The sequence below is a fragment of the Oribacterium sp. oral taxon 108 str. F0425 genome (assembly GCF_000214455.1).
Taxonomy (GTDB): domain Bacteria; phylum Bacillota; class Clostridia; order Lachnospirales; family Lachnospiraceae; genus Oribacterium; species Oribacterium asaccharolyticum.
Genome location: NZ_AFIH01000001.1, coordinates 836903 through 862808, shown reverse-complemented (window position 1 = coordinate 862808; position 25906 = coordinate 836903). Strand labels below are relative to the sequence as shown.

Here is a 25906-nt window from a genome sequence, read left to right as displayed (position 1 = left end):
TGCGGTTTCCGCTATAGCTGTTTCTACGCTCCTCCCGAGGTTTCCGTTGCCGCTGTTCCTGCACTCGTCTCAATCACCGCAGTTTCGCTACTTTCCGATGCAGCATTTTGCTCACTACCCTCACTTTCGGTCGAAGGTGATGATGTTCCATTGCTTTCACTGCTACTTTCACTTTCCGATACGGTCGGTCCATTCTCATCCATTTCAATAAGGGATACTTCCGAATCAATGGATGCCTGGTCTTCCTTGTAAATTCTTCCGGTCTGAAACGCATCATAAAGCACGGCAAGGCGAGAGTCCGAAGACAAGGCTTCCAAGAGTTGAGAATCCACTGCATTAATCAGGTCTTTTACTTCTTGATGCGTCTGTATGTAGTCATATACAAACTTTGTCTGTTCCGGTGTCTTATTTTCAACTAATTCAAAAGCATTTGCTTCATTTACCCTAATATAGCAATACATAATAGCCGGTGCAGCTGTCTTTGCTCTTCTAAAGCGGACCTTATATTGTAAAAATACAAGTTTCTCATTCTCTCCGATTCCCGGGACGGCATAGGTTTTGATATCCTCATAGGCTTCAATATAACCGGACTGGGTTTTCAATTGGGCCTTTAGCTTACTCGTTTGCTCTGTACTTTGATTGGTGACACCGCTCAAACGATACAGAGTGTCTACGTCTGCCGTAAGCTTTGCCTGAAAATATTCTCGGAAAAATTTTTCCAAAACATCATCGTTGTATTCTTTCAGGGAATCATCCTTTTTTCTTCCTCTAAATCGGAAGGACTTTGCATCTCTGAAGCAGATGCTATTATTTTATTCTTTGGTGTAAGAGGAACTCCCAATCCTAATGCTTCCAGAAATTTGATGAGAAGAATCAACACAATGATCAGTACCGGAATAAGCATGATTTTCCTATCTTCATTGTGTTCTCTCTTATTTCTTTTATTACGTAATATACGCTGACTTTGATTTCTTTTCTTTAATATTATTTTTTGCTCGGACTTCTTCGACAGAAGCTTTGCCACATCATCTAAATTATCTACAATCTTCCCCATATAGCTATCCTTTTCTCGTTCTCTTAACTGCTCTATATTACCTTATTTTAGGAAAAAAATATAGATATCCGACTTACACTTTCCTATCATGAATATGAATATCCTGTATTTGTAGGAAATATAATTCAATACTGATGTATGTTTAGAATCACTACCACCCGTCAAACGGGTGGTTTGCTCGGGGCTATAAGCCCCTGCTACTGGCCAGCGTCTAAAGGCGCTGGCTTTCATTTTGGGCTATGGGAAGTTTGCTTTGCACCTTCCCACAGCTCCATTCAAGCCATATTGCGTTTGACTCGTCGCTACCCCATAAAGGGGTATTGTTACTACTGCACTTTAACCCTTAAAAGGGTCTTCATATTCTTTAACACTTAGTTTATCCAAAGCTATATCGTGTTTTTCTTGATCTTGGATATACTTTTTTATTGTGGCTTCATTTAGACCTACTATACTGACATAATAGCCTTCGGCCCAGAAATGTCTGTTCCCAAATTTGTATTTAAGATTTGCGTGTTTATCAAATATCATCAAAGCACTTTTTCCCTTTAAATAGCCCATAAAAGAAGAAACGCTAATCTTAGGTGGAATACTAACCAGAATATGTACATGGTCCGGCATTAAATGCCCTTCTATAATCTCCACTCCTTTAAAGGCGCAGAGTTGCTTGATAATATCCCGAATATCTGACTTATATTGATAATATATTATTTTTCGCCTATACTTCGGTGTGAAGACAATATGATATTTACACATCCATTTCGTATGTGCTAATGCATATTCTTTCTTCGCCATAAAATCACCTTCCTTTTCTGCAATATAGCTTGAACAACTTTATTGTATTAGGAAAGGTGATTTTTGTATAACAAGTGTTTCCCACCCGCATAGCGGGTGGTTTTTTGTATCAGAGCTAACATTTTTCAAATGTCAGCTCCGATACTGGCTAAAGTCCATTAAATATAAAAAGGCAGTAGAGTTTTACCTCTCTGCCTTTTATTCTTACTCGATATTCCTCGCGAAATAAACAGCATCCTGTTTACGCAACTTATTATTGAAAATAAGATTCAGTTCTTCTCCATGTAGTCTTGCAACCCAAAAAGAAATCTCATTATAATAACACTATTTTTGCCGGATGATCTATTTTTTCCAGAAAAGAATATAAGTCCGGGCTCTTTATAAAGATTGTTTTTTCATTCGTGTTCGGATGAAAACTCATTCTTTCCTCCTCCGCAATATCCTTATCCACAAAGACCTCCACATCCTTATCCTTGTTGTTTAAAAGACCGAAAGGGGAAACAACTCCGGGTTGTAGCCCCAATTTCTCATACAACATTTCCTCCGAAGCCATTTTCAGCTGGCGGTCATCCACTAAGTCTTTAAAGGCACTCATATCCAAGCGCTTATCTTCATCCATAATTAATAAATAAAACTTTATTTTCTTCTTATTCATCAAAAACAAAGTTTTGGTTCTAACCCCCGGAATGCCCTCTATCACTCTGTCGGCATCCTCCATCGTAAAGGCAGCTTCGTGCTCTACAAGTTGCACCTCGATATTCTGCTCTTGCAATTTTTCCATCACTTCTTTAAATCCTTGCATTTAACTCACCTGCCCTTTCTAATATTTATTTTTATTTTTTTATTGTACCATAGTGAAAGCAGAAAGCACAATGTCAAGAATACGTCCTATATGGCTATGAATTCGTCCTATATGGCTATGATTTCCATGATATCGTTTTTGAATACCATTTTGTCCTATAGCCCCCTAAAACCCTGAAATGTCGGAAAGATAGAGCGTTTTTCATCAACACGTTTTGTCCTATAAGCCCTGAAATATTTTTAAAAAGAAAAAGGTGCTGCCCGACAAGGCAGCACCTTTCAAAAATACTATGTAGAATTACTCAAGAATCTTAACAACTCTTCCGGAACCTACAGTTCTTCCACCCTCACGGATAGCGAAACGAAGTCCCTCTTCCATAGCGATTGGGTGAATCAAATCAACTTCCATCTCAGTGTTATCGCCGGGCATAACCATCTCAACTCCATCCGGAAGCATGCAGACACCGGTTACGTCAGTGGTTCTGAAATAGAACTGCGGACGATAGTTTGTGAAGAAAGGAGTATGACGTCCACCTTCATCCTTTGTTAATACGTAAACCTGAGCGGTAAACTTCTTGTGGCACTTTACAGAACCCGGCTTACAAATAACCTGTCCTCTTTCAATCTGATCACGGTTGATACCACGAAGAAGAAGACCAACGTTATCACCTGCCATAGCCTCATCAAGCTGCTTACGGAACATCTCGATTCCGGTAATAACGGACTTCTGAGTCTCTTCATTGATACCAACGATTTCAACTTCATCGGATACATGAAGAACACCACGCTCTACTCTACCTGTAGCAACGGTTCCACGACCTGTAATAGTGAAGATATCCTCAACAGGCATAAGGAACGGCTTATCAGTCTCACGAGCAGGCTCAGGAATATAGCTGTCTACTGCATCCATAAGTTCCATGATCTTATCGCCCCACTCGGACTTCGGATCCTCAAGAGCCTTTAATGCGGAACCCTTGATTACAGGGATGTCATCTCCCGGGAACTCATACTCGGAAAGAAGCTCTCTAACTTCCATCTCAACGAGCTCAAGAAGCTCAGGATCATCAACCATATCACACTTGTTCAGGAATACAACGATAGCAGGAACACCTACCTGACGAGCAAGAAGGATATGCTCTCTTGTCTGTGCCATAACACCATCGGTAGCAGCTACTACAAGGATAGCTCCATCCATCTGTGCAGCACCGGTGATCATGTTCTTAACATAGTCAGCGTGGCCCGGGCAGTCAACGTGAGCATAGTGTCTCTTTTCTGTCTCGTACTCAACGTGAGCGGTGTTGATGGTAATTCCTCTTTCTCTCTCTTCCGGAGCCTTATCGATATTAGCAAAATCAGTTGCTGTGTTACCAGCTACACGATCAGCAAGAACCTTGGTAATAGCAGCTGTAAGAGTTGTCTTACCGTGGTCAACGTGTCCGATAGTTCCGATGTTACAGTGTGGTTTGGTTCGCTCAAAATGCGCTTTTGCCATTTCAATACCCTCCTAATAAATGTAATACAACAAAAATCATGCCAAGCACCGACGCATGCATAGCATGCGAATTGCAGTACATCCCAAGTTCTTGAAAACGAACCCAGTGTTCATGATTTTATCATCAGTTTATGCATTAAGCAAGCGATTTCGCTTTACTTCTTTGCGTCCGCAAGGACCTTCTCCTGGATGTTCTTCGGGCACTTCTCATATCTTTCGAAGAACATGGAATAGTTTGCTCTACCCTGGGTCTTGGAACGAAGATCGGTTGCATAGCCGAACATTTCCGCCAGAGGAACATAAGCGTTAATCTGCTTTCCGGACGGGATATCCTCCATGCTATCGATCTTACCTCTACGAGAGTTTACATCTCCGATAACGTTACCCATGTACTCTTCCGGTGTCGTAATCTCGACCTTCATAATCGGCTCAAGAAGAATTGGATCCGCCTTCTGCATCGCATTCTTGAAAGCAATGGAACCGGCAAACTCGAAGGCACGCTCGTTGGAGTCGACTTCGTGGTACGATCCGTCGTAAACGTTTGCACTGACGCCGAGAACCGGGAAACCTGCAAGGACACCGGAGTTAGCAGCCTCACGAATACCCTTTTCAATAGCAGGGATATATTCCTTCGGAATCGAACCGCCGACAACCGTAGACTGGAACTTGAAAGTCTCTTCCGCGTTCGCATCCATCGGCTCAAACTTAACCTTACAGTGTCCGTACATACCGGAACCGCCGGACTGGTGGATATATTTTCCTTCTACATCTACCGGCTTAGTAAAGGTCTCTTTGTAAGCAACCTCCGGTGCACCTACATTTGCCTCTACCTTAAACTCACGAAGAAGACGGTCAACAATGATTTCCAGGTGTAACTCACCCATTCCGGAAATGATTGTCTGTCCTGTTTCCTCATTGGTTCTTACACGGAATGTGGGATCCTCTTCTGCAAGCTTAGCCAGAGCATCACTCATCTTTCCCTGAGAAACCTTCGTCTTCGGCTCAATAGCAACGGAGATAACCGGCTCCGGGAATTCCATGGATTCCAGAATAATCGGATGCTGCTCGTCGCAGATGGTATCACCGGTAGAAGTAAGCTTAAAACCTACTGCTGCGGCAATATCACCGGAGAACACTTCATCCAGTTCCTGACGCTTGTTTGCGTGCATCTGTAAGAGACGTCCAACTCTTTCCTTCTTGTTCTTCGTTGAATTCAGAACATAAGAACCGGTCTTTAAGGTACCGGAATATACACGGAAATAAGCGAGCTTTCCTACGAAGGGGTCCGTCATAATCTTAAATGCGAGTGCCGCAAACGGTGCAGAGTCGGAAGACGGTCTGCTATCCGGTTCTCCGTCCATATCGGTACCCTGAATATCCGGGATATCGGTCGGAGCCGGTAAGAAGTCGATAACCGCATCCAGAAGCTTCTGAACACCTTTGTTACGATATGCAGTACCGCAAAGGCAGGGAATTGCGTTTCCTTCGATGGTTCCCTTACGAAGCGCCTTCTTCAGTTCCTCCTCGGTCGGTGTCTCTCCCTCGAGATACTTCTCCATAAGGTCGTCATCGAGTTCAGAGATGCCTTCTACGAGCTTTTCTCTATACTCTTCTGCAAGATCCTTGTACTCATCCGGTACATCGGTAATCTCAATTATCTCGCCCTTATCATCCTTATAGAAGTAAGCTCTCATCTCGAAGAGATCGATTACTCCTACAAAGGTATCTTCTCTTCCCATCGGAACCTGGGTAATGATACAGTTCTTTCCCAAACGGTCCACGATAGTCTGTACGGAGTGGAAGAAATCCGCTCCCACTACATCCATCTTATTGATAAAAGCGATACGCGGTACATGATAGGTGTCCGCCTGACGCCATACGTTCTCAGACTGCGGCTCAACTCCACTCTTCGCATCGAATACACCTACCGCTCCATCCAGTACACGAAGTGAACGTTCTACCTCTACGGTAAAGTCTACGTGTCCCGGGGTATCAATGATGTTGATTCTAAACTCCGGTGCACCCGGAATCTTCTTGTGTTCTTTCTCCGGTGTCCAGTGGCAGGTCGTTGCGGCAGAGGTAATCGTGATACCTCTTTCCTGCTCCTGTGCCATCCAGTCCATGGTGGCACTACCTTCGTGTGTCTCACCGATCTTATGATTTACACCGGTGTAAAAGAGGATACGCTCTGTAAGAGTAGTCTTTCCAGCGTCGATATGCGCCATAATACCAATATTTCTTGTATGCTCAAGGGAATACTGTCTTTCAGCCAATGTCTTTCCTCCTATTAGAATCTGTAATGAGCAAATGCCTTATTAGCCTCAGCCATTCTATGCATCTCCTCTTTACGCTTTACTGCAGCACCCGTATTGTTTGCCGCATCCATAATTTCATTTGCAAGTCTCTCAGCCTGTGTCTTCTCAGAACGCTTTCTGGAGAACTCTGTCAGCCAACGAAGAGCCAAGGTCTGGCGTCTTTCCGGCTTTACTTCCATAGGTACCTGATAAGTTGCTCCTCCAACTCTCTTTGCCTTTACTTCAAGTACAGGCATGATGTTGTTCATAGCCTCATCAAATACTTCCAGTGCATCTTTCTCCGCCTTAGCGGTTACTCGCTCAAATGCACCATAAACGATTTTTTGTGCTACGCCCTTTTTTCCATCCAACATGATGGAGTTTACCAGCTTTGTTACAAGCTTGGAATTGTAAATCGGGTCTGCAAGCACGTCTCTGTGTAGAGTATGTCCTTTACGTGGCACGTTACTTCCCTCCTTAAATATTGCATTTAGATCTACGGTACTCTCTTTCGGTTTAATCCGTTTGAGTTCATGCGGAATTGGACACATCTACTTTATTGAAAAGAAATTGTGACCAAATGCTTCCGTCATAACCATGTCTAAACCATGTTTTACGCTGTCGTTTATACGACGCGCTCCTTCAACTACTTAAGCCTTCTTTGCCTTAGGCTTCTTTGCACCGTACTTGGAACGAGCCTGCATACGGTTTGCTACGCCTGCGGTATCCAGTGTTCCACGGATGATATGGTATCTTGTACCGGGTAAATCCTTAACACGGCCACCACGAATCATAACAACGGAGTGCTCCTGAAGATTGTGTCCTTCTCCGGGAATGTAAGATGTAACTTCGATTCCGTTGGAAAGACGAACTCTGGCGATCTTACGAAGAGCTGAGTTCGGCTTCTTCGGTGTAGCAGTCTTAACTGCTGTACATACACCTCGCTTCTGTGGAGCGCTGTTCGTAGTTGCTCTCTTCTTTAAGGAGTTGAATCCTTTCTGAAGAGCAGGGGCTGTAGACTTCTTCTTGGAAGTTTCTCTGCCCTTTCTAACGAGCTGGTTAAATGTTGGCATTTTGGTCTCCTTTCCTATATTTTTTATTCCTTCCTTTATCTGACCACCCTGCGAAAGGCATGCATAAAGAAAGACGCGAGAAAACTCACGTCCCATTAATATAGGCTAGGCAGTGCTAAAAGTCAAGAAAAATTGCAGTCTGAAAATGAAAAATCGTGCAAAAAAGCTCTTGTAAAAACACTCTTCTTTTTTTCTCAAAAAAAGGCGTTCCTCCGGATTCCCATATTGACAATTCTTTATCTTATATTGTATTATTGTTCGGTATCTCCAATAGAATTACCGAGGTGTGGCTCAGTTTGGTAGAGCACCTGGTTTGGGACCAGGGGGTCGCAAGTTCGAATCTTGTCACCTCGACTTGGCAGAGGTTGCGGGTAAGACCAGGCTTACGTAAGCTGGGGCTGTGCCTCTGTTTTTTATTTTCAAAAAACATAAAAGTTTTCCAAAATCGACAGCACTATTCAAAAATCCGAAGAATTCTGTCACGGAAACTGACCGGTCTTCTACTTCTTCAACGCTTCTTCCGCCTCTTCCTGTAAGGCCTTCTGCTTATCCTTCAGAAGTAAATACTGATTATAGCGGGTGTAGGTCTCATTGCCTATGTCGGAGAGAAATTCCAGAGCATTGCGGCTCTTGCCGATTTCCGAAAGAAACAGCAGAAGCTCCTGTCCTTCTCCAAAGGTATTGCCGAGGAAGTGCAAAGCGTTACTGAGCATTTCCCCGCTTTTTCCGATTTTCTCCTGTCGCTCTTCTTCCTTCCTCTTAAAACAATCTTTTACAAAGGAAAAATCCGCCTCATTTTCTTCTCTATCCTCTCTATTGCTCGTACCCTCAGCAGAATGTTGCTCCGTTAGAGCTGAGTAAAACTCGCTGAGCATTTGAATGAGTTGCAAGCGAAGGCTCTCCTCTTTCTTAGACAGCATCCTGGCCTCCTTTAAGCTTGCCATTCTCTTTCGCTGTCGCTTCATTTCCTCTTCCAAGGCCTGTTTTACAGGAACCTCCGAAAGGCCGTCCTTCATATTCTTTAAGAAACGGAATACACGAGAAAACAGCTCTTTCTCTTTCACATAATCCGTAAAGGCATTTTGCAGGGCATCCGTAAGAAGAGAAAGAAGGCTTAACTTCTCATCAAAGGGTGCTTCCAGAAAGAGTCTTGTGTCCTTAATCTCAGCCCCTTCCAAGATATCCGGCACATGATAAATCTCTTTGTATTTCTGATAAAGGCTGTAATATAAGCTAAAGTCCTCCGCTACCTCCGGGTCGGCAAGATACTCTTGGCAAAGCTCCTTCTCCAAAGGATAATGCAATTCCTCATAGACCTGCAAAATCTTCGAGAGATCCTCCCATGAACGAGCTGTTACATAGCGTTTTCCTTCGATATCCTGCTTCACAAAATAAAAGCGGTCCTTCTTAATTTCAAGATACGAAGTGATGGCACTGTGCACTCCCGCCTGATAGGCATAGCTTTTAAAGCTTTGAAAGTCCTCTTCAATGTCAATTTTCCGAAGCCTGTCCAAGGTTGCAATATCAAAGTCCCGTACGGACTTATTGAATTCCGAAGGATTGCCTGCCGTCACAATGATGAAGCCCTCCGGAACACGATGCATACCGAAAGTTTTGTATTGTAAGAATTGCAACATGGTCGGAGAAAGCGTTTCGGAAACTGCATTAATCTCATCCAGGAAGAGGATTCCTTCTTCGATTCCGGTTCTTTCAATCTGCTCATAGACCGAAGCCACTATCTCGGACATGGTATATTCCGTAACCGAGTATTCCTTCTTCCCGTATATTTTCTTGGAAATAAAGGGTAGACCGATAGCGGACTGTCTGGTGTGGTGGGTAATCGTGTAAGAAATCAAATTGATGCCGAGTTCCTCCGCCACCTGCTCCACAATCGCCGTCTTTCCGATTCCGGGAGGCCCCATGAGAAAGAGAGGGCGTTGTTTCTCCACGGGAATTTTATAAATGCCATCCTCGTCTCTCTTATGATAAGCCTCCACTGTCCTTTTTATTTCTTCTTTTGCTTCTTGTATGTTCATTTTCTACTCCATAAAAATTTGATTTCTTAAAACAATTCTCATACACCATATTCTATCGTCATCGTTTCATCACTTAAGATATACATCGTTTTATCGCTTTAAATATACAGCTTCATCGCCCAAAACGGGGCATTTTCATCATCGATATCTTCCCCTTTCGGAAAAACAAAAGCGGCCGTATACCCCGGCGCATATTTGGGGTATCTTCCTCGTCCGTCGGTAAAATACAAAAGAGCCTTCAATTCCTTTAGTTCCCCTTTTTTCCGCAAGTCCTCGATATAATGAAAGACCGGTCGAAAGTCCGTGCCATAGCCGCCGCTCACCTCAAATCTTTCACGATAGTGCTCCATTTCCTCCGCGTTTTCCACCAAAATATCCTTTCGAATTCGATCATCACATTCAACGATGTGTACCTGGCACTTGCTGAAAAAGGCTTCTTTATCCTGCAAAATAGCAAGAGTCTCCTCTAAAAAGCGCTTGACCATTTCTCCCTTGGTAGAATAGGAAGTATCTATAGCAATAACAAGTTCCGGAATCTTCCGCCTCTCGCGATACTCATTTTCCTCAATAAGCGGCATATTTCCATACTGAGAAAGTCCAAAATAATAATAGCCGTAGTCGAAGGATTCCGGGTCGGTCTTCAACTCCTCCCGATCCACGGAGAACTTTCTGAGGAAATCTTGAAATGGTGTATAGCGCTTATGCTCCAAATGCAGGAACCAGGAAAGTTTTTCACTCTTATCCACTTCTTTCTCGTCCTTCATTTCCTCTTCCGTACGCTTTCCGATATCCTCCCAGTCTTTATCCAGTCTTTTTCGATTTTCCTCCCGTTCTTCCGAATCCGCATCCTCCCGCTTCGGACTCGCTTTCTTCATTTGCTCTGCATCTTCCGAAATAGCGGAATCTCCGGCCCCTTGTTCTCCTTTTTCCTCTCCGGAATCCTCCCTTTCCCCGCTTCCCTCCGGTTCATCGGGGACCTCATTTTTCTCGTTTGCTTTCATTCCTTCAGGGGACTCGTTTCTCTCGCTTCCATCCACCCCTTCAGGGGGATTGTTCTTATCGCTTCCTTCCATCCCTTCAGAGGACTCCTTCCTCTCTTCGTCCTCTTTTTCTTCGGAATCCTCCACTCCATCAGCACTGAAAGACTGCTTTTCCTCTCCAAGCTTTTCCCAGAAGCGGTGGTCATCCTTTACAAACTCCTGTTCTAAACGTTCTCGCTCAGCATAGCTTAAATTCTGTGTCGATAAGTAGGCATAAATTCGCTCCGCAGAAAGACTTTTGATCTCTTTTTCCAATTTCAGGAAATAGTCTTCGCGAAAGGGATAAGCGGGACGTAAAAGTAACGGAACATCTATAGAATCCAAAACATATTCCACATGAATATCCGTCGCCAAATTCCATAGTGTTTCCTCCCTTCCTTCCGTCTTAAACATATGCCGAAAAAGACAATGCAAGAGACTATGCATGTAAAGACGATACAGTTTTTGCGGGCTTTCCACATAAAGTTGAAATACAAACTCAGGATGAAAATGAAGTTTTTCTCCCTCTGTTCCCATCCGTCTTGTATTAAAATCCATTTGAAAAGAAAGCTTATCCAAAGCCCGACTAAGATAACGCATGGATAAGCTAAGTTCTATTTTTGCCTGATTTAAAATCCTGAGCCCAAGGTTATTCAGTGCCCCTTGCGCTGTTTGTTTTCTCTCTTCCATCTTTTTTCCGTTTTATAAACTGTCCGGGTCGAAGAACGCCCTTTTTTTCTCTTTTTTTAAATACCGATCCTGGTAATCCAAAAATCTTGCCGTGAGTTCCGCATTCCCATATTGAGCCAGAAGCTCCAGCGCAGTCTTTACTCCCGCTTCGGAAAAAAGCCGCAGGCTCATATAAAATTCCACCCACTCCGTCTCGCAATCCAACAAAAGCTGTCTTAAAGCAAAGCTGTCTTCTTCCCGCAAAAAGCGAAGATAGTCTTCCTTTGCCTTGTCCAAAAGTTCCAACGGATAGCGCAGTCTTCCCAGCGCAATATAGACAGCGGCTCCTTTCGCATCATGAATCACCCTTTCAAAAAGCTTGTCATAAAGTCTAAGATCAATGCGGGCTCTCCCCACTGTCTGGCGATAGCTGTAGCCGCAACCGTCAATCGTGTCATGAATTTGCCTGGCCATGGTATCTTCTCGTACCCGATCAACATAACCGGGAAAAAGCAGGGAAAGCTCTTCCTCGCCCTTTAGATACAAGTGAAACTGCAAGCGTCTGTCACTGTCTCCCAGGATATCGCGAACGATTTGGAAATTGCCATCTTTTTCAAAATAAACAAAGATATGCGATAAACAAAGACACTGACGAAGAGAACCGTCATAATAGTCCTCCACACTGTCCCAAAGAAGGAATTCTCTGAGATTCTTACAGTTAAAAAAGGAAAAAGCCCTGAGTGTGCGAATGGATTTCGGAAGTTCCACCCTTTCCAAATCTCCTCTTCCGTCAAAGGCATGAGCCGCAATTTCCACTACCGGAAGCTTCTCTCCGGACGCGTTTTCCAAGTACTCCGGAATGTGGAGAACGCGAGCATTGCCCTCATAGCCTGTAATTACAAATCCCTTTCTTCCCTGCAGTTCTTTTTCTTCCACTAAAAAAGCCATCTTCTACTCCGTGAGTTCATCTAAAGTCTTTCCATATGCCGGCAGAAAGTCCTCCATAAAAATCTTCAATTCCGTAAGTTCTTCCGCCATTTCCTCTATTTTTCTTCTGGTAGAAGCCGCCGCTGTGGCAAACTCCTGATTTCCGCTACGAAGCTCTTCTTCACACTTAATTAAAGCCGACAACTTATCTGCAGCCTTAATCAGTTTGTTTTCATAAGCCGTATTCTCCTCTTCTTCCGGAAAAAATACCTTTTTGTACTCTTCCTCCAAGTAGTCGGGGAGTGTGGAAAGCAGGCGTTCCTCTGCTTCCTTCTCCACTTTTTTATAAGCTGTTTTCAACTCCTCCCTCCGGTATTTTACAGGGGTAGGCATATCTCCGGTAAGAATTTCCGCAGCATCATGATAAAGCGCCCGAAGAACCGCCCTATCCACCGAAAGTTTTTTATTTAATTTTTTGTTGCCAATCAAACACAGTGCATGAGTAAGAATTCCCACCTCCAGACAATGCTCGGACAGATTTTCCTCTCTGGCATTTCGCATCAACGCCCAACGATGAATATATTTCATTCTGGACAGTAAAGCAAAAAATGAATGTAACACTACCATTCCTCCTTATGATGAATTGCGTAATGAAAAAGATACTGTTGGATAATCCCTCCGTCGGGATCGTTTAGATAGGGGTTTTCGCCGCAATAAGCCTTATCCCAAATTCGCTTCATCCAAACATCCTCCGGGATAATATCCATCCTGGAATAGGCAAACAGGGCCACACAGGCAGCCACCTTAATGCCCACTCCATGCACTTCCATAAGTTTAAACAGAAGCTCTTCGGTAGGCACTTTGTCCAAGGCGCGGAGATCCAGTCGCTTCTCGAGTACCCGTTCTACCGCGTCCCTTACGAAGGGGGCTCTATACCCCAAGGAACATTCGGAAAAATCGGCATTTTGTAAAGCCTCTGCACGGGGAAACAAATATACCTCTTTTTCCTCCACTTTACTATATTGTTTTTCTCCAAACCGCTCGCAAAGCTTTTCCACCGAGGAACGAATTGCCGGAATGGACTTTCTTTGCGTTAAAATAAAAGTAAGCAGGGTTTCAAACGGATCCTGCCTCAACACTCTTAAGCCCTTTCCGTAAGCAATGCATTTCTGCAGAAAATCATCCTCCCGACTCTTTCTTTCTATCTTCCCGTACTTTCTCTTTCCGTCGAAATAGGGAAGCCAAATCTTCTTCCATTGTTTTTCCGTAATTTCCCGAGCTTCTCCATCCCCTTCTTCCGTGATATTGATATAAAAAGCAAGCTCCTTTGCAGAAACTTGCTTAAGATACAGAATAGAATCCTTGGTAATAAAGCGAAAGCAGGAAGGAAATATTTCCCTGGGGCGAAAACATTGCCCGCTCCTGACTATTTTTTCCAGAGAAATCTCCTCCGGAAAACACAGTTCCGACCATTTTATTGCATGATTTAAGTTTGCAGAACAATTCTCCATATTCTTCTTTCTTACTAAATCCAAAACCCTTTTTAAATAAAAAACAAGTTACAAACAAAACCAGATGCATTGCCAAGAAAAAGAGTAGCGGATTATTTTTTTCCTTCCTCCTTTTTAAAATGAAGTAAAGGGTATAGGGGGGACAGATATAGAAGGCGAGGTGTTCCGCCTCACCAAGCTTTCTGTTCTTATCTATGCTCCAAAGACGATGAATTTCTCCATCCAAAAAGTACGACACAATCATGGCAATCACAAAATAGACGAGCAATACCGTAAAATACCAAGGAAGAAAACTGCTTTTCGCAACAAGGACTTTAAAGAAAATAGCAATAATCGGCGGCATAATACTTAAAATCAGAAGTCTAAAATCCAAAATATACTTATCCCAATCTTTTTCTTCGTTTTTCGTAAAAGATAGAACGTCCATCTTTTCTTTCCAGGGCTTTTTCTCCTCCAAATCCTCCTGAACACTTCCGTTCAGCTCATCCTTTTCCAGAAGTTCTCTAACTTTTTCCGGTACATTTTTCCCGCAACCCGGACAAACGGTATCTCCTTTTTTTATTTCCGTCTTGCAATAGGCGCAGATTCTTTTCACCTTTATACGAATGAGCGGTGTCTTACAGTAAGGACATCTCTCCAAATTATCTTCAATTTCTCGCCCGCAATGCTTACAAATCATGCTTTCTTTCCTTCCTCCTCGGAAGACTCATTCAGGTCTTCCAATGCGTCTGTCAGATAAGAAAAGGAAAGCAAGCTTCGTCTTCGCTCTTCTTCCTCCAACTCTTCCAAGCGTCCCTGCAGTGCAAAATACCGTCTTTCGTTTCCCTCGTCAATCCACCAATGCTGAAACTCTTCGTCTGAAGACAGATTCTTCTTCAAAAGCATTTCCTGCATCAAGTTTCGTAATGCAATTCTTAAGTCTTCCATTTCTTTCCCTCATAAAAGGGGACGGGAAAAAAACTCTTCTCCGCATCCCCTCTTATAGAAAAATGATAAGGAGCTGTCGAAGCCTCCTTTTTTTCATTCGCAATCAATCCCCGGCCGGACCTTATAAAATCATCTTCTTCTGCTTGCCATGAGTCTTAAGATTCTGATGAAAATATTGATAATGTCCATGTAAAGCTGTAAGGCCGTAAAGCAGGCATAACTTGCCGTGCTCGGATACTGCTGCCCTCTTGCCCAGTCATATCCGAGATAGAGGGAGAAAATAAAAATGCCGATTATCGCAAAGATATTCGGGTAAAAAATTCCCAAGAGCATGGTAACAAATTCAGCAACCACCAGGCCGATCAAGGCAATAAAAAGCGTCTTTCCCATGGAGAGAAAAGCATTCGGGAAGAGCATGCCCGCAACGGTCATCGTTATAACCACCACGGTAGTTAAAACTGCAGCCAAAACAATATACTGCGCCGGATAGATGAGTCCCACAAAGGACAACAAGGTACCGAAAGCCAGAATATTCAGACCGTATCCGATAAGGGATAGAACATAATTTCCTTTAGCCGCAATCATTCCTCCGACAACGCCTACCACTAAAAATCCGATGGAAAAAATAAGCGGATGCACAGAATAAATCTGCGGCAAAACATAGGGCATTCTCAGCGCCAGAAAATAGGTAATAACCAGCCCCACCAAAAGGTGTACGCCGATGGAGACATTGTACAGAGCAGGAGAAAGTGTCCCTTGGGTATAAGCGGAAAGACCGCCTCCGTTCTCTTCTCTATTATTCATTTCATTCCATTCATTCATCTTATACGCTCCTTTCAAATCCAAAAGCACTTTGCTCATTCTATCATATATTTACATTTTTTTCATTAAAATAATTTTTCCCGCCTCTCGAGGGTAAACCAGAAGTCCACTCCCGTGAGGGTATTTTTCACACCGCATTCCTGGTGATGGCTGTCCATAATTGCCTTTACGATGCTTAAACCGAGACCGGATCCGCCATAAGCTCTGGTATGCGCCTTATCCACCTTATAAAACTTTTCAAAAATATGAGGCAGATCTTCTTTCGGGATAGGATTCCCCGTATTGCGAACATGCACCTCTACCAGATTTTTTCCGCGATACTCGGTATAAATGCCGATTTGCTTTGGCTCTGTCACATGGTGAATCGCATTTTGCAGGTAATTCATTAAGACCTCTTCAATCTTAAACTCATCTCCGTATAAATAGAGCTCCTTCGGAATGTCCACCTCCAGCTGTATTCCCTCTTGTTTTAAGAGAATATCCATATTCGCAATGACTCCCTGTAAAAGCTTCGGGAAATCCAGTAACGTGAAATCCGGAAGATCCTTTCCCTGCTCGATGGCGGAAAGATTCATCAAATCCTTCACCATATGATTCATCCGTTTAGCCTCATCGAGAATGACGTTACTGTAATAGGTCCGGCTTTCACTATCCTCGCAAAGCCCCTCGGAAAGACCCTCGGCATACCCCATAATAAGTGCAATCGGTGTCTTTAACTCATGCGAAACATTGGCAACAAACTCCTGCCTTCTTTTATCAATCAGGGTTTTATTTTCAATATCACTCTGGAGCTCATTGTTGGCCTTCTTCAAATCACAAATGGTCTCTTCCAGTCTTTCCGAAAGGATGTTCATGGAATTTCCCAAGGTATTAATCTCGTCGGTGTTATCCCCTTGGAAGCGGGCGGAAAAATCCAAACGACTCATTTTTAAGGACAATTGTGCAAGCTCCTGTATCGGCTTTGTCACTTCATAGCTTGCGATATAGACAATAATCACGCCCAAGGCCATGGTCATCCCGCCGAGAAAAAGCAGGAAGCTGTTAAATACGGAGACTGCCTCACTCAAACTGGAAAGAGGCATAGACATGATGAAGGAGCTGCTGTTATCCGAAAAATACCCCCAGGACTCCATATACCCGCCTTCTTCTCCTCTTCCTCGTGTTTTGATGATGGTATAATTGTCTCCTTTGTAGAGAGATTTTCTTTTTTCTCCGTCTTTTCCCAGAATATAGGAGGAAAGTCTTTGCAGAAGCATGGTCGGATTTGCGGAAGATGTGTACGAACGTGAACTGTTGTTGTCCATGATAATTACGGAAATATTTTCCGTCTCCGTCAGACGGGAAACATAGCGCATGGCAGAGGTCTGTGCTTCCCCGTTCGTTCCTTCCTCTTCCGGAAATGCGGCTGAAAATCCGCCGCTTAGTTGCAAATACCGATCAATCTCCTGATAAGCGTTTTGAAGCACTTTCTCTTTTCTTTTTTCATAAAAACGCTCTAAAAAGAAGTTGTCTCCTACCAGCATGATTACAATTAAGACAAAGAAAACCCCTGCAAAAAGCAGGGCAAACCTTCCCCTCAAGTAGTGTTTTTTCATTTTTAGTCTACCTCGAATTTATAACCCATTCCCCATACGGTCTTGATGTAATCTCCTTTATCCATAAGCTTAGCCCTAAGCTTTTTTACATGGGTATCGATGGTTCTGGCATCCCCGAAATAATCATAATTCCATACATTGTTCAAAATTTTCTCACGGGAAAGAGCTATCCCCTTGTTTTCAATAAAATATTGTAAAAGTTCATACTCCTTAAAACTGAGTTCGATTTCCTTACCGTCCACACTGACACTATGTGCGGAGGCATCCATGCGTATCCCGCCGATTTCCAAAACCTCTTCCTTGTTTCCCCCTGTCCGGCGCAGTAACGCTTCCACTCTCGCCACCAGAATCTTAGGTGAAAAAGGCTTGGAAATGTATTCATCCGCACCGTAATCAAACCCTTTAAGCTCATCACTCTCCTCCGAACGGGCAGTAAGCATAATCACCGGAACCTTGGAGTGCTCCCGTATGGTTTTTAATACCTCCCAGCCATCCATTTTCGGCATCATCACATCTAAAATAACAAGAGCGATATCCTTTTTCTTAAAGAATATATCGATAGCCTCCTCACCGTCTCCGGCAAGTAAAACCTCATAATCTTTCATTTTTAAAAAATCTTGTAACAGCTTTCGCATCCGTTCTTCATCATCTACAACCAAAATCTTCCGTTTTTCCATCTCTTTCTCTCCTATTAAACAACTCCGCTTTCCGGAGCCTTCCTTCCGCTCCTTGCTTCATTCTCTCTAAGCGGTTCCTTTTTCCCCTTAATCTAGCTCCCCTCCAGTAATTCCGGAATAAATCTGGAGGGCACTGTTTTTTTACTGTACCTCGTCTTTGTGACATAGATGTGAATTCCTTTTCTGGCCCGGGTAAGAGCAACATAAAAGCTTCGGCGTTCCTCCTCCAATTCCCCTTGTTTTTTGGCTCTGCCATCCGGTATGACCCCTTCTATACAATCGGGTAAAAATACCTCATCAAATTCCAGCCCCTTTGCACTGTGGTAGGTCATAAAGCGGACTCCACTCCCCTCTTCACTCCTCCTCTTCTCCAGCGCTTTCCGATTAAATTCCGTTATAAAGCGGAAAAAAGATTCCAAATCCGGATAATTCTCGCTCATGGACGTAATTTCCTCCAGATTGTCCCACCATTCCGTAAAATCTCTATTCTTCTTTTTCGCAAAATCCTCCAGATATTTCTCATAGCCGATTTCCTTTCGAATAAAAAGAACGGCTTCTTTGGGAGACAGCTTAGAAAGAGTCCGTAACTGCATCTCTAAAGCGGCTACCGCCCTATGCTCTCTGCCAGTTTTTACCGAATCGCGCAAATCCTTTAATCCTGCATTTTCATGTAAAATCTTCTCTCTCCTCAGTCCCCTGTAAGGTTTGGAAAGAATCTGAATCAAATCAGAGCCGTTCTCCGGATTCATCCCAAGGCGCAGATAGGCTAAAATGTCTTTTCCGATAAAATGCTGAAAAACATTGTTGACCTCTTCATAAACCACAACAGGAATGTTTCGCTCCAGAAATTCCGGAAGAAGAGCCGGGATCTGATTCTTACTCCGGAACAGAATGGCGATTTCTTCCGGACGACATCCTTCCTTTAAGCATGTCTCAACATGCTCTGCAATAAGCCTTCCTTCCTCCGCAGTACTTTCCACAATATAATACTTGGCTCTTCCTCCTCTACCTTGTCTTCCAAACAAGTTTTTCCGAAATCGTTCCTTATTTTTCCCGATAAGCCTGGAGGAAAGCTCAACAATCTCTTCTTTAGAGCGAAAATTATCTTGTAAAAATATTTTCTCGCAGAAAGGAAAATCTTTTTCGAAACGAAAGAGAATATCCGGGCTCGCTCCTCTGAATCCATAAATACTTTGGTCTTCATCCCCCACTACAAATAAAGATGCGCCCCTCTCGGCAAGCCCCTTTAAAATGGCGTATTGGATTAGAGAAAGATCCTGAAACTCATCAACCAGAATATGGGTATACCGCCTCTTCCAAAGTTCCGCCAAATCGGTATTTTTCTGAAGTTCCAGCAGAACCTCTATAAGCAGGTCTTCAAAATCCAGCTTACTTCTCTTTTTTCGCATCATTTCATAATATTGAAACAATGGAAGAAAGTTTTCATTTTTCTCTTCCCGCAGAAAAGCAAGTCTTTCTTCTTCTGTAATGGACTTAAAATAGGATATCTGATTGCAGTAGTTCGGAAGCAGTTCCTCCACCTCTTCCCTCGCGATTCCCTGCTCCAAAAAATACCGACTAATCCAGTCCATTTTTTCATAGAGGTCGACAAGGTTCTCTTTTCCCACTCCTCTGCCTTCTTTCAAAAGTGACAGGCAAAGAGCATGAATCGTTGAAAAATGGGGAGACACCCCGGAAAGTCCTCTCTTTCGAAAGCGCAAAGCCATTTCCTTACTGGAAGCCCTTGTAAAGGAAAGCAACAAACAGGACCCGGAATCAGTGGCATTTTTCAAAAGATAGACAAGCCTTTCCGTCAGTACCGTGGTCTTTCCCGAGCCCGGTCCCGCAACAACAAGAACAGCTCTTGCCTGAGATGATATTGCTTTTTCCTGTTCTTTGGTGAATGCCATTTCCCTGTCCTTCCTCTTTGTTTCATGGATTTTTTCTTATTATAGTATAAAAAAACAGCTATTCCACATATCCTGAAATAGCTGTTTTTCTTAAAATGCTTTATCCTATTCGATAAACCTGCGTATAACGCAAGGTCTGATGCGCCACTTTATGGCTATCAAAAAAGATGTCGATATGGTTGTTTTTTACCGCTCCTCCAACATCTTCCGCAATGTATTCCTGTCCATCAATCAAGAGCCTGGTTCCCAGCGGAATCACCCTGGGATCAACCGCAACCGTTCTGCCCGCCTTAGCCAACTTTCCGGAAGCCGTTCTTCTTCCATAGCCCTCAGAACAGCTATAGCAGGGGCAGTAGCCGGTAATTTTAAAGGTTCCGAGCGGAGTTAAGGCGGTACCGGCTACACCGCTTCCGTCCGTTCCGCTGTCCTTTTCAAGCACAGCCTTCTCAGCCTGCTTTTCCACCTCCGTTTTCTCGGTACCTTCCGTGGAAAAATACAAAACATCTCCCAAACTTTCCGTTGTGTAGCTTCCGATAACGCTTTCCGCCTTCACCGTTTTTAAGGAACACAGGGTAAATAAACAGAAAAGGACAGCAGACACAAGCATTTTTCTTTTTTCAATGTACAAAATAAAACCCTCTTTCTTATCCGGTTAAACACCGGTAAAATTGATTCTACTCACTCTTCGGCACAGCAACATAGACTTCACTGTACACTCTTCCGGATCGGGTAAGCGCTCTTGCTTCCTCCATAGTGGAAAAATAAATATCCACCATCTTTCCCTTAACTCCGGAACCGATATCTTCTACTGTATAAACGGTATCCCCGATAAAAATCTTAGTTCCCAAAGGTAAAACCTTCAAATCTGCAGCAACAGTATGGTTCGCCTTTGTCGGCGCTCCGGAATAGGTCATTCCGTCTCCACTGTATCCTACAAGCTGGAACGTCCCCAAGGAAGCTCCTTTCGTATATCCTTGACTTTCCGAAATTGCCTCGTTTGCCGCACCGGACTCCGGATTCAAATCATATTCAATGATTTCTCCCTTTCCCTGAGGAGCACTTTGTCCCTCCGCCAATGAGGTCATGGGGAAAGAGAAGAGTATAAAAGCCAGAGCAAAAAACAAGCTCAACTTTTCTTTTCCTATTTTCAACATAGATATCCTCCTTATTTTTTGGATTCTAGCACAATTTTTAAGAAAGTATCTTTCATTTCTCTTACATCTGTATAAACTAATTTTTCCGTTTTTCAGAACATTTATTTATGAAAAATAGTCTTTTTCTTCTCCGCACAGAAGAACTTCCAAGGCCAATTGCTCCGCTATTTTCCCCTGCCGGATTTCTTCCTCCAGGCGCAGTAAGGCGTGCATCAGATCCTCCAGCGCTTCCAGAGTATAGCTTCTGGCTTCACTGCAAAAGCGCCTTACTCTCCAGGGTTCCATAGACAATGCTTGCGCAATATCCCGTTCAGCTCCTCCCTCTGTTAGCATTTCCCTTACAATCAGAAGCTTCGTTACATTGTTTTTAATCATACTTCGAATTTTAGTAGGGCTTTCCTCCAGTTGCAGAAGATCTCCATAATAACGGAAAAGCGTCTCCCGATTTCCTCTTCCCAAAGCTTCAATCAGGTCAAATATTTTATCTTCCGGAAGCTTTTTTACACTAAGCTCTATGCTTTCTTCCGTGACCTCTATCTCCTCTCCTAAAAAGGAAATAACTTTTTGGCACTCCGCTTCAATCCGATACATATTATTGCCTGTGCGCTCCAGAAGTTTCTGCAGAAGGGGTCTGGTAATCTGCTTTTTTTCTTTTTTAAAAAATTGAAAAGCAAAGCGCTCCAAAAAATCGGCATCCTGCACTGTACAGGGAAGAATAAGTCCCCTGTCTTTCACGGTCTTATAAAAGGAACTCCGCTTGTCCACTTTTTCTTCCAAAAAGAGCATTACCGTAGTCTGGGGACTGGTTTTTAAATATTGCACAAAATCATCGGAAAGTTTTTTCTTTCCTCCTATCTTCCCGTCAAACAGCATTAGACGATACGGCGCAAAAAAAGGAAGCGTCTCTGCTGTATCAATCAGATTCTTTGTTTCCAAATTCTCTTCGATTTGGGTAATATTAATGCCTTCATTTTCAGAAAAGGCCTTCAAAAAAAGCTTCTTATAATAGGACAGCAAATATCTTTCTTCCCCATAGAGAAGATAAAGAGGATGAAATTCACCACTTTTCAATTCTTCCAAAAGGGTCTTTTGCGCCTTGGCAAAGGCTTCCCTTTCTTCCCTTTTTACATCCATTTTGCTCTCCTTGCCGAAAAAAATACTCTATGGTAAAGTGGGAAAAAACGAAGAGGATTTTCCCATGGACAAATTCAAAAGATTAACGGATTCCCTTGAAAAACGAGGGAAAAAGCCACTTGCATTATATATACACATTCCCTTTTGCGCAAGAAAATGCGGATACTGCGACTTTCTCTCCTTTCCTTCCACGGAAGAGAAAATGCGTTCCTATATGGAACAGCTCCGAAGAGAACTCCTTTTTCGTGCCGGAAAACCCGGAGCGGATTGCAGCGATGATACGGAATATTTGCTCCATTCACAGTATGAAATTGTTTCCATTTTTTTCGGTGGAGGTACGCCGAGCATTGTTCCTTTTTCCGAAATTGAGAAAACGATGGAAATGGTTCGGAAGCATTATCCTTTGACTGAAAATCCGGAAATCACGATAGAATGCAATCCCTCCTCTACAATGAAGTTGGCACTCCTTTCCTACAAAAGAGCCGGCATCAACCGCATCTCCTTCGGTCTGCAAAGCACGAATGATGAGGAACTGGAATTTTTAGGGAGAACGCACCGCTACAATGACTTCCTAAGAGCATACCAGGATGCACGCCTTTCGGGCTTTGACAACATCAGTATAGACCTGATAAACGGAATTCCCCTGCAGACTGTTGAATCCTACACAAGAACTTTGAAAAACATCCATATGCTTCGTCCGGAACACCTCTCCGTCTATAATTTAATTGTAGAACCGGGAACAAGATTTTATCACTTGCAAAAGGAAGGAAAGCTTCCTCTCCCAAGTGAAGACGAGCTTGTCAATATGGATAAGCTGACGCTGGAATGGACTGCCAAAATGGGGATGGAACGATATGAAATCAGCAATTTTGCTAAACCGGACTATTTTTCCCTTCACAACTTCAATTACTGGTCGGATGTCCCTTACCTGGGCTTCGGTATCGGTGCTTCTTCCTATTTTCAAAAATCCCGATGGCAGAATTGCAATAATGTAAGAAAATATATGGATATTCCCTTCCCCATGGAAGAGGATAGAAGGCTTAATATCACACAGACTGCCAATACAAGCACGGGAATGTGCAAAGAAACCGCATCTTCCCCAGAAAAACAGAATCAAATCGAAAAAGAACTCACGACAGACAGGCATGCTTTGAGCAAAAAAGAGCAGATGGAAGAGTTCTTCTTTTTAGGACTCCGCCGCACAGAAGGTATTACGGAAATGGATTTCGTTGCAAGATTTTCCGTGGATATGCATCAGCTTTACGGGGAGGTTCTTTCACAGCTTGTAAAAGAAGGCTATCTCATCCATCAGAATTCGCGTTACTACTTTACTGAAGAAGGACTGGATTTATCCAATCAATTGCTTGCGCGTTTTTTGTAGAAGGCTATGCATCAAACGAGATACCGCACGCTTTGCGAGCGATACCCGTCATGAATGAGATACCGTACGTTATACGAGCGGTACCCGTTAAGAACAGAAAAGGCGATAGAAGGAAGTGTTCCTTTTATCGCCTTTTCCATATTCCGTCACTTCTCGTTTTTCTCTACAAAATCTTTCTAATCCACCCCTCCGGAGCCGGAACCTCTCCGTTCTGAATTCCGGAAAGTGTTTCATATAGCTTCGCCGTAACTTCTCCCGGCTTTTCCATACCGCTCGGGAAAAGAATCTCTCTTTCATGATCCCGGATTTTTCCTACCGGAGAAATGACAGCCGCTGTTCCACAGAGACCGCACTCCACAAAGTTCGGAACTTCCGAGAAACGAACCTGTCTTTCTTCTACCGGAATATGCAGGATATGCTCCGCTACATAGATTAAGGAGCGTCTTGTAATAGAAGGAAGGATGGAATCCGACTTCGGAATCACAAGTTTTCCTTCCTTATCTACAAAAAGGATATTGGCTCCACCGGTTTCTTCCACAAACTCTCGCTTGGCCGCATCGAGATAAATATTTTCTGCGAAACCTTTTTTCTTTGCAATTTCGTGAGAATGAAGACTCATCGCATAGTTTAAACCGGCTTTCACTGCTCCCGTTCCATGCGGTGCAGCACGGTCAAAGTCGGATACCATCAGCGCTATCGGCGTTGCACCTCCCTTAAAATACGGTCCTACCGGGGTTGTAAAGATACGAAACTGATACTCCTCTGCAGGCTGTACACCGATTACAATTCCGGATGCAAAAAGGTAAGGACGGATATAAAGACTCCCTCCCGTTCCATATGGAGGAACCGAATCGACATTGGCTCTCACCACCTCATCCAATGCGGAAAGGAAGCGTTCTACAGGGAAGCTCGGCATTTCCAAAAAGGCCGCCGAATGAAACATTCTCTCCGCATTCAAATCCGGACGGAAGCAAACGACAGATCCATCTTTCCAACGATAAGCCTTAAGCCCTTCAAAAACCTGTTGGCAATATTGTAAAATGCCTGCCGACTCATTGAGGACAACATTGCTGTCGCTACTCAATCCGCCCTCATCCCAGGAACCACCTTTATAGTTCGAAACATAGCGCTTTTCCGGCGTATGATAGGCAAACCCCAAATTTGAATAATCTAATTTCTCCGCCATTTTATTTCCTCCTGCTTAAAATCCCCTACACAAGAATTAAACCTTAAAACTGATTTCAACAGTATACCCGTCTTCTCTCAAGAATTCTACTCTTCCCTTTCAACTAAATTCCCGCCTTTCTCTCTACCTCAGTAATTTCACTGCTTTTTTATCCTTTTTCTCTCTTTTTTGCAAAAAGATTGTGCAAAATTTATTTTACTTGTATTCCTCAAAAAAAGGAGTATACTAAAAATATCGATAAATGTTATCGATTTCTACACTATGCATTTAGCTTATAGCAGCTAGAAAAAATTAGAATTGTAATTGCGAGAAGTTTTTCTTTCCTGCCGTCTTTATTCTTAACGAGAAACGGAGAAAAATGAATACTTCTCGTTCAAAAAAGGAGGAAATTATGTTTAAAAATGTAACGGTTGCCGGTGGCGGCGTTTTGGGCAGTCAAATTGCCTTTCAGACGGCTTACTGCGGTTTTCAGGTAAAAATCTGGTTAAGAACGGAGGCTTCCATTGAACGTTGTAAGCCAAAACTTGACAGATTGAGGGTCGTTTACCTTAGTATCTTGGATGAAATGAAAAGCGGAAATCCGGCAGCTTATGCTCGCGGATTATCAAAGAAATATCCCCTTTCCGAAGCGGAAATCGAAGATTGCAAAAAGAAAGTGGAAGAGGCCTACAAGAATATTATCTTAACTACTTCTTATGAAGAAGCGGCAAAGGATACTGACCTTGTGATTGAAGCCATTGCCGAGAATATAGAAGAGAAGGAGAGCTTCTATACGGAACTGGCAAAACATCTTCCCGAGAAGACCGTACTCGTTACGAACTCCTCTACTCTCCTCCCAAGTACCTTTGCAAAATATACAGGACGCCCGGAGAAATTCCTGGCACTCCACTTTGCGAACAATATTTATAAGAGTAACACAGCGGAGGTCATGGGACACGCCGGTACGGAACAGAAATATTATGACGCAGTCGTTTCCTTTGCAGATGAGATCAACATGGTTCCGCTCAAGGTTTTAAAAGAGCAGCCCGGCTATATCTTAAATTCCATGCTGGTTCCCTTCCTGACTGCTGCCGAATCTTTACTGGCACTCGGTGTTGCGGACTTTGAGACCATCGATAAAACCTGGAAGCTCGGAACAGGCTCTCCCTACGGTCCCTTCCAGATTCTGGATATCGTAGGCTTAACGACCGCTTACAACATCGTCATCTTAAACCCTGCTGCAAAGGATCCGAACAGCGTACAGGGAAAGATTGCGGCAACACTGAAAGAAAAAATCGATCAGGGAAAGACCGGAATCAGTGCCGGAGAGGGCTTCTACAAGTACAAGTAGAATAAGAAAAAGAGGATAGAAAGAGAGATTGTAGAATAAAGATAGGACTAAGCACACATTTTACGGGCATTGGATTCGGGGGACGCTCTCGCTAACCTCGCCTCGCAGCAGCACTAAGCTTC

Annotated in this window: 25 protein-coding genes and 1 tRNA gene; 3 read left to right on the top strand and 23 right to left on the bottom strand. The window is 43.3% G+C overall.

Going from position 1 to position 25906, the window contains the following annotated elements:
• Nucleotides 1–23: 23 nt before the first annotated feature.
• The 8 genes from HMPREF9124_RS04230 to rpsL form a co-directional block, all read right to left on the bottom strand.
• Nucleotides 24–722 carry a hypothetical protein gene (locus HMPREF9124_RS04230; RefSeq protein ID WP_009428703.1) on the bottom strand — a complete coding sequence of 233 codons (699 nt, stop codon included), beginning with the start codon at nucleotides 720–722 and terminating at the stop codon, nucleotides 24–26.
• Nucleotides 723–742: 20 nt separating this feature from the next.
• The gene (locus tag HMPREF9124_RS12225) at nucleotides 743–1054 is read right to left on the bottom strand and encodes a hypothetical protein (protein WP_009427987.1); all 312 of its coding nucleotides are present in this window, start codon (nucleotides 1052–1054) and stop codon (nucleotides 743–745) included.
• 336 nt (nucleotides 1055–1390) lie between these two features.
• Entirely contained in the window at nucleotides 1391–1846 is a 456-nt protein-coding gene (gene tnpA, locus HMPREF9124_RS04225; RefSeq protein ID WP_036597547.1) for an IS200/IS605 family transposase, read from the bottom strand.
• 313 nt (nucleotides 1847–2159) lie between these two features.
• Nucleotides 2160–2648, bottom strand: coding sequence for a prolyl-tRNA synthetase associated domain-containing protein (locus HMPREF9124_RS04220; protein ID WP_009429828.1), 489 nt, complete (start codon nucleotides 2646–2648; stop codon nucleotides 2160–2162).
• A 297-nt stretch (nucleotides 2649–2945) separates the two neighbouring features.
• Nucleotides 2946–4139: an elongation factor Tu gene (gene tuf / locus HMPREF9124_RS04215; protein ID WP_009429065.1), complete on the bottom strand. Its 1194-nt coding sequence runs from the start codon at nucleotides 4137–4139 to the stop codon at nucleotides 2946–2948.
• A 155-nt stretch (nucleotides 4140–4294) separates the two neighbouring features.
• Nucleotides 4295–6412 (bottom strand): elongation factor G, encoded by a 2118-nt coding sequence (fusA, locus tag HMPREF9124_RS04210; protein WP_009428382.1) that lies wholly within the window; start codon nucleotides 6410–6412, stop codon nucleotides 4295–4297.
• 14 nt (nucleotides 6413–6426) lie between these two features.
• Entirely contained in the window at nucleotides 6427–6897 is a 471-nt protein-coding gene (gene rpsG, locus HMPREF9124_RS04205; RefSeq protein WP_009428151.1) for a 30S ribosomal protein S7, read from the bottom strand.
• Between the two features lie 186 nt (nucleotides 6898–7083).
• Nucleotides 7084–7506 carry a 30S ribosomal protein S12 gene (gene rpsL / locus HMPREF9124_RS04200; protein ID WP_009429099.1) on the bottom strand — a complete coding sequence of 141 codons (423 nt, stop codon included), beginning with the start codon at nucleotides 7504–7506 and terminating at the stop codon, nucleotides 7084–7086.
• Between the two features lie 280 nt (nucleotides 7507–7786).
• Between rpsL and HMPREF9124_RS04195 the strand changes: the two genes are divergently transcribed.
• Nucleotides 7787–7860, top strand: a tRNA-Pro gene (locus tag HMPREF9124_RS04195).
• Between the two features lie 146 nt (nucleotides 7861–8006).
• Here the strand turns inward: HMPREF9124_RS04195 and HMPREF9124_RS04190 are convergent.
• The 14 genes from HMPREF9124_RS04190 to holA form a co-directional block, all read right to left on the bottom strand.
• Complete coding sequence (locus tag HMPREF9124_RS04190; RefSeq protein WP_009428722.1) at nucleotides 8007–9542, bottom strand: ATP-binding protein; 1536 nt, start codon at nucleotides 9540–9542, stop codon at nucleotides 8007–8009.
• 98 nt (nucleotides 9543–9640) lie between these two features.
• On the bottom strand, nucleotides 9641–11251 hold the full coding sequence (locus tag HMPREF9124_RS04185; protein ID WP_009429425.1) for a vWA domain-containing protein: 1611 nt from the start codon (nucleotides 11249–11251) through the stop codon (nucleotides 9641–9643).
• Nucleotides 11252–11263: 12 nt separating this feature from the next.
• A complete protein-coding gene (locus HMPREF9124_RS04180) occupies nucleotides 11264–12178 on the bottom strand; it encodes a leucine-rich repeat protein (protein WP_009428696.1) in 915 nt (304 codons plus the stop codon).
• Nucleotides 12179–12181: 3 nt separating this feature from the next.
• Nucleotides 12182–12778: a 5'-deoxynucleotidase gene (yfbR, locus tag HMPREF9124_RS04175; RefSeq protein ID WP_009429565.1), complete on the bottom strand. Its 597-nt coding sequence runs from the start codon at nucleotides 12776–12778 to the stop codon at nucleotides 12182–12184.
• Nucleotides 12778–13587, bottom strand: a complete 810-nt coding sequence (locus HMPREF9124_RS04170; RefSeq protein ID WP_242821604.1) for a DNA-3-methyladenine glycosylase family protein — start codon at nucleotides 13585–13587, stop codon at nucleotides 12778–12780. Before HMPREF9124_RS04170 ends, yfbR begins: the two co-directional genes overlap by 1 nt.
• Nucleotides 13499–14347, bottom strand: a complete 849-nt coding sequence (locus HMPREF9124_RS04165; protein WP_009429086.1) for a zinc ribbon domain-containing protein — start codon at nucleotides 14345–14347, stop codon at nucleotides 13499–13501. Before HMPREF9124_RS04165 ends, HMPREF9124_RS04170 begins: the two co-directional genes overlap by 89 nt.
• A complete protein-coding gene (locus tag HMPREF9124_RS04160) occupies nucleotides 14344–14595 on the bottom strand; it encodes a hypothetical protein (RefSeq protein ID WP_009428367.1) in 252 nt (83 codons plus the stop codon). Before HMPREF9124_RS04160 ends, HMPREF9124_RS04165 begins: the two co-directional genes overlap by 4 nt.
• A gap of 129 nt (nucleotides 14596–14724) precedes the next feature.
• Nucleotides 14725–15417, bottom strand: a complete 693-nt coding sequence (locus tag HMPREF9124_RS04155; RefSeq protein ID WP_036597640.1) for a Bax inhibitor-1 family protein — start codon at nucleotides 15415–15417, stop codon at nucleotides 14725–14727.
• Nucleotides 15418–15482: 65 nt separating this feature from the next.
• Nucleotides 15483–17012, bottom strand: coding sequence for a sensor histidine kinase (locus HMPREF9124_RS04150; protein ID WP_009428519.1), 1530 nt, complete (start codon nucleotides 17010–17012; stop codon nucleotides 15483–15485).
• A 2-nt stretch (nucleotides 17013–17014) separates the two neighbouring features.
• Nucleotides 17015–17689, bottom strand: a complete 675-nt coding sequence (locus tag HMPREF9124_RS04145) for a response regulator transcription factor (RefSeq protein WP_009428320.1) — start codon at nucleotides 17687–17689, stop codon at nucleotides 17015–17017.
• 92 nt (nucleotides 17690–17781) lie between these two features.
• Nucleotides 17782–19599 (bottom strand): ATP-dependent helicase, encoded by a 1818-nt coding sequence (locus tag HMPREF9124_RS04140; protein WP_009427686.1) that lies wholly within the window; start codon nucleotides 19597–19599, stop codon nucleotides 17782–17784.
• A gap of 100 nt (nucleotides 19600–19699) precedes the next feature.
• The gene (locus tag HMPREF9124_RS04135) at nucleotides 19700–20227 is read right to left on the bottom strand and encodes a 3D domain-containing protein (RefSeq protein ID WP_009429369.1); all 528 of its coding nucleotides are present in this window, start codon (nucleotides 20225–20227) and stop codon (nucleotides 19700–19702) included.
• A 46-nt stretch (nucleotides 20228–20273) separates the two neighbouring features.
• Nucleotides 20274–20753 (bottom strand): 3D domain-containing protein, encoded by a 480-nt coding sequence (locus tag HMPREF9124_RS04130; protein WP_009428695.1) that lies wholly within the window; start codon nucleotides 20751–20753, stop codon nucleotides 20274–20276.
• Between the two features lie 105 nt (nucleotides 20754–20858).
• Complete coding sequence (gene holA / locus HMPREF9124_RS04125) at nucleotides 20859–21887, bottom strand: DNA polymerase III subunit delta (protein WP_009428673.1); 1029 nt, start codon at nucleotides 21885–21887, stop codon at nucleotides 20859–20861.
• A 64-nt stretch (nucleotides 21888–21951) separates the two neighbouring features.
• On the opposite strand from holA, the gene hemW reads away from it, so the two are divergent.
• Entirely contained in the window at nucleotides 21952–23268 is a 1317-nt protein-coding gene (gene hemW, locus HMPREF9124_RS04120; RefSeq protein ID WP_050791226.1) for a radical SAM family heme chaperone HemW, read from the top strand.
• A 163-nt stretch (nucleotides 23269–23431) separates the two neighbouring features.
• Here the strand turns inward: hemW and HMPREF9124_RS04115 are convergent, their stop codons facing one another.
• Nucleotides 23432–24454: a branched-chain amino acid aminotransferase gene (locus HMPREF9124_RS04115; RefSeq protein WP_009429731.1), complete on the bottom strand. Its 1023-nt coding sequence runs from the start codon at nucleotides 24452–24454 to the stop codon at nucleotides 23432–23434.
• Between the two features lie 391 nt (nucleotides 24455–24845).
• On the opposite strand from HMPREF9124_RS04115, the gene HMPREF9124_RS04110 reads away from it, so the two are divergent.
• Nucleotides 24846–25784 carry a 3-hydroxyacyl-CoA dehydrogenase gene (locus HMPREF9124_RS04110; protein WP_009429228.1) on the top strand — a complete coding sequence of 313 codons (939 nt, stop codon included), beginning with the start codon at nucleotides 24846–24848 and terminating at the stop codon, nucleotides 25782–25784.
• The last annotated feature ends 122 nt before the right edge of the window (nucleotides 25785–25906 follow it).

What these genes read in the sequence shown, in the direction of transcription:
- HMPREF9124_RS04140 (WP_009427686.1), bottom strand. Translation starts at nt 19,599, where the DNA reads ATGGCATTCACCAAAGAACAGGAAAAAGCAATATCATCTCAGGCAAGA.
- hemW (WP_050791226.1), top strand. Translation starts at nt 21,952, where the DNA reads ATGGACAAATTCAAAAGATTAACGGATTCCCTTGAAAAACGAGGGAAA.
- HMPREF9124_RS04190 (WP_009428722.1), bottom strand. Translation starts at nt 9,542, where the DNA reads ATGAACATACAAGAAGCAAAAGAAGAAATAAAAAGGACAGTGGAGGCT.
- rpsL (WP_009429099.1), bottom strand. Translation starts at nt 7,506, where the DNA reads ATGCCAACATTTAACCAGCTCGTTAGAAAGGGCAGAGAAACTTCCAAG.
- HMPREF9124_RS04165 (WP_009429086.1), bottom strand. Translation starts at nt 14,347, where the DNA reads ATGATTTGTAAGCATTGCGGGCGAGAAATTGAAGATAATTTGGAGAGA.
- HMPREF9124_RS04185 (WP_009429425.1), bottom strand. Translation starts at nt 11,251, where the DNA reads ATGGAAGAGAGAAAACAAACAGCGCAAGGGGCACTGAATAACCTTGGG.
- HMPREF9124_RS04180 (WP_009428696.1), bottom strand. Translation starts at nt 12,178, where the DNA reads ATGGCTTTTTTAGTGGAAGAAAAAGAACTGCAGGGAAGAAAGGGATTT.
- HMPREF9124_RS04110 (WP_009429228.1), top strand. Translation starts at nt 24,846, where the DNA reads ATGTTTAAAAATGTAACGGTTGCCGGTGGCGGCGTTTTGGGCAGTCAA.
- tuf (WP_009429065.1), bottom strand. Translation starts at nt 4,139, where the DNA reads ATGGCAAAAGCGCATTTTGAGCGAACCAAACCACACTGTAACATCGGA.
- HMPREF9124_RS04150 (WP_009428519.1), bottom strand. Translation starts at nt 17,012, where the DNA reads ATGAAAAAACACTACTTGAGGGGAAGGTTTGCCCTGCTTTTTGCAGGG.
- HMPREF9124_RS04115 (WP_009429731.1), bottom strand. Translation starts at nt 24,454, where the DNA reads ATGGCGGAGAAATTAGATTATTCAAATTTGGGGTTTGCCTATCATACG.
- HMPREF9124_RS12225 (WP_009427987.1), bottom strand. Translation starts at nt 1,054, where the DNA reads ATGGGGAAGATTGTAGATAATTTAGATGATGTGGCAAAGCTTCTGTCG.
- HMPREF9124_RS04145 (WP_009428320.1), bottom strand. Translation starts at nt 17,689, where the DNA reads ATGGAAAAACGGAAGATTTTGGTTGTAGATGATGAAGAACGGATGCGA.
- tnpA (WP_036597547.1), bottom strand. Translation starts at nt 1,846, where the DNA reads ATGGCGAAGAAAGAATATGCATTAGCACATACGAAATGGATGTGTAAA.
- HMPREF9124_RS04160 (WP_009428367.1), bottom strand. Translation starts at nt 14,595, where the DNA reads ATGGAAGACTTAAGAATTGCATTACGAAACTTGATGCAGGAAATGCTT.
- HMPREF9124_RS04220 (WP_009429828.1), bottom strand. Translation starts at nt 2,648, where the DNA reads ATGCAAGGATTTAAAGAAGTGATGGAAAAATTGCAAGAGCAGAATATC.
- holA (WP_009428673.1), bottom strand. Translation starts at nt 21,887, where the DNA reads ATGGATGTAAAAAGGGAAGAAAGGGAAGCCTTTGCCAAGGCGCAAAAG.
- HMPREF9124_RS04130 (WP_009428695.1), bottom strand. Translation starts at nt 20,753, where the DNA reads ATGTTGAAAATAGGAAAAGAAAAGTTGAGCTTGTTTTTTGCTCTGGCT.
- HMPREF9124_RS04155 (WP_036597640.1), bottom strand. Translation starts at nt 15,417, where the DNA reads ATGAATGAATGGAATGAAATGAATAATAGAGAAGAGAACGGAGGCGGT.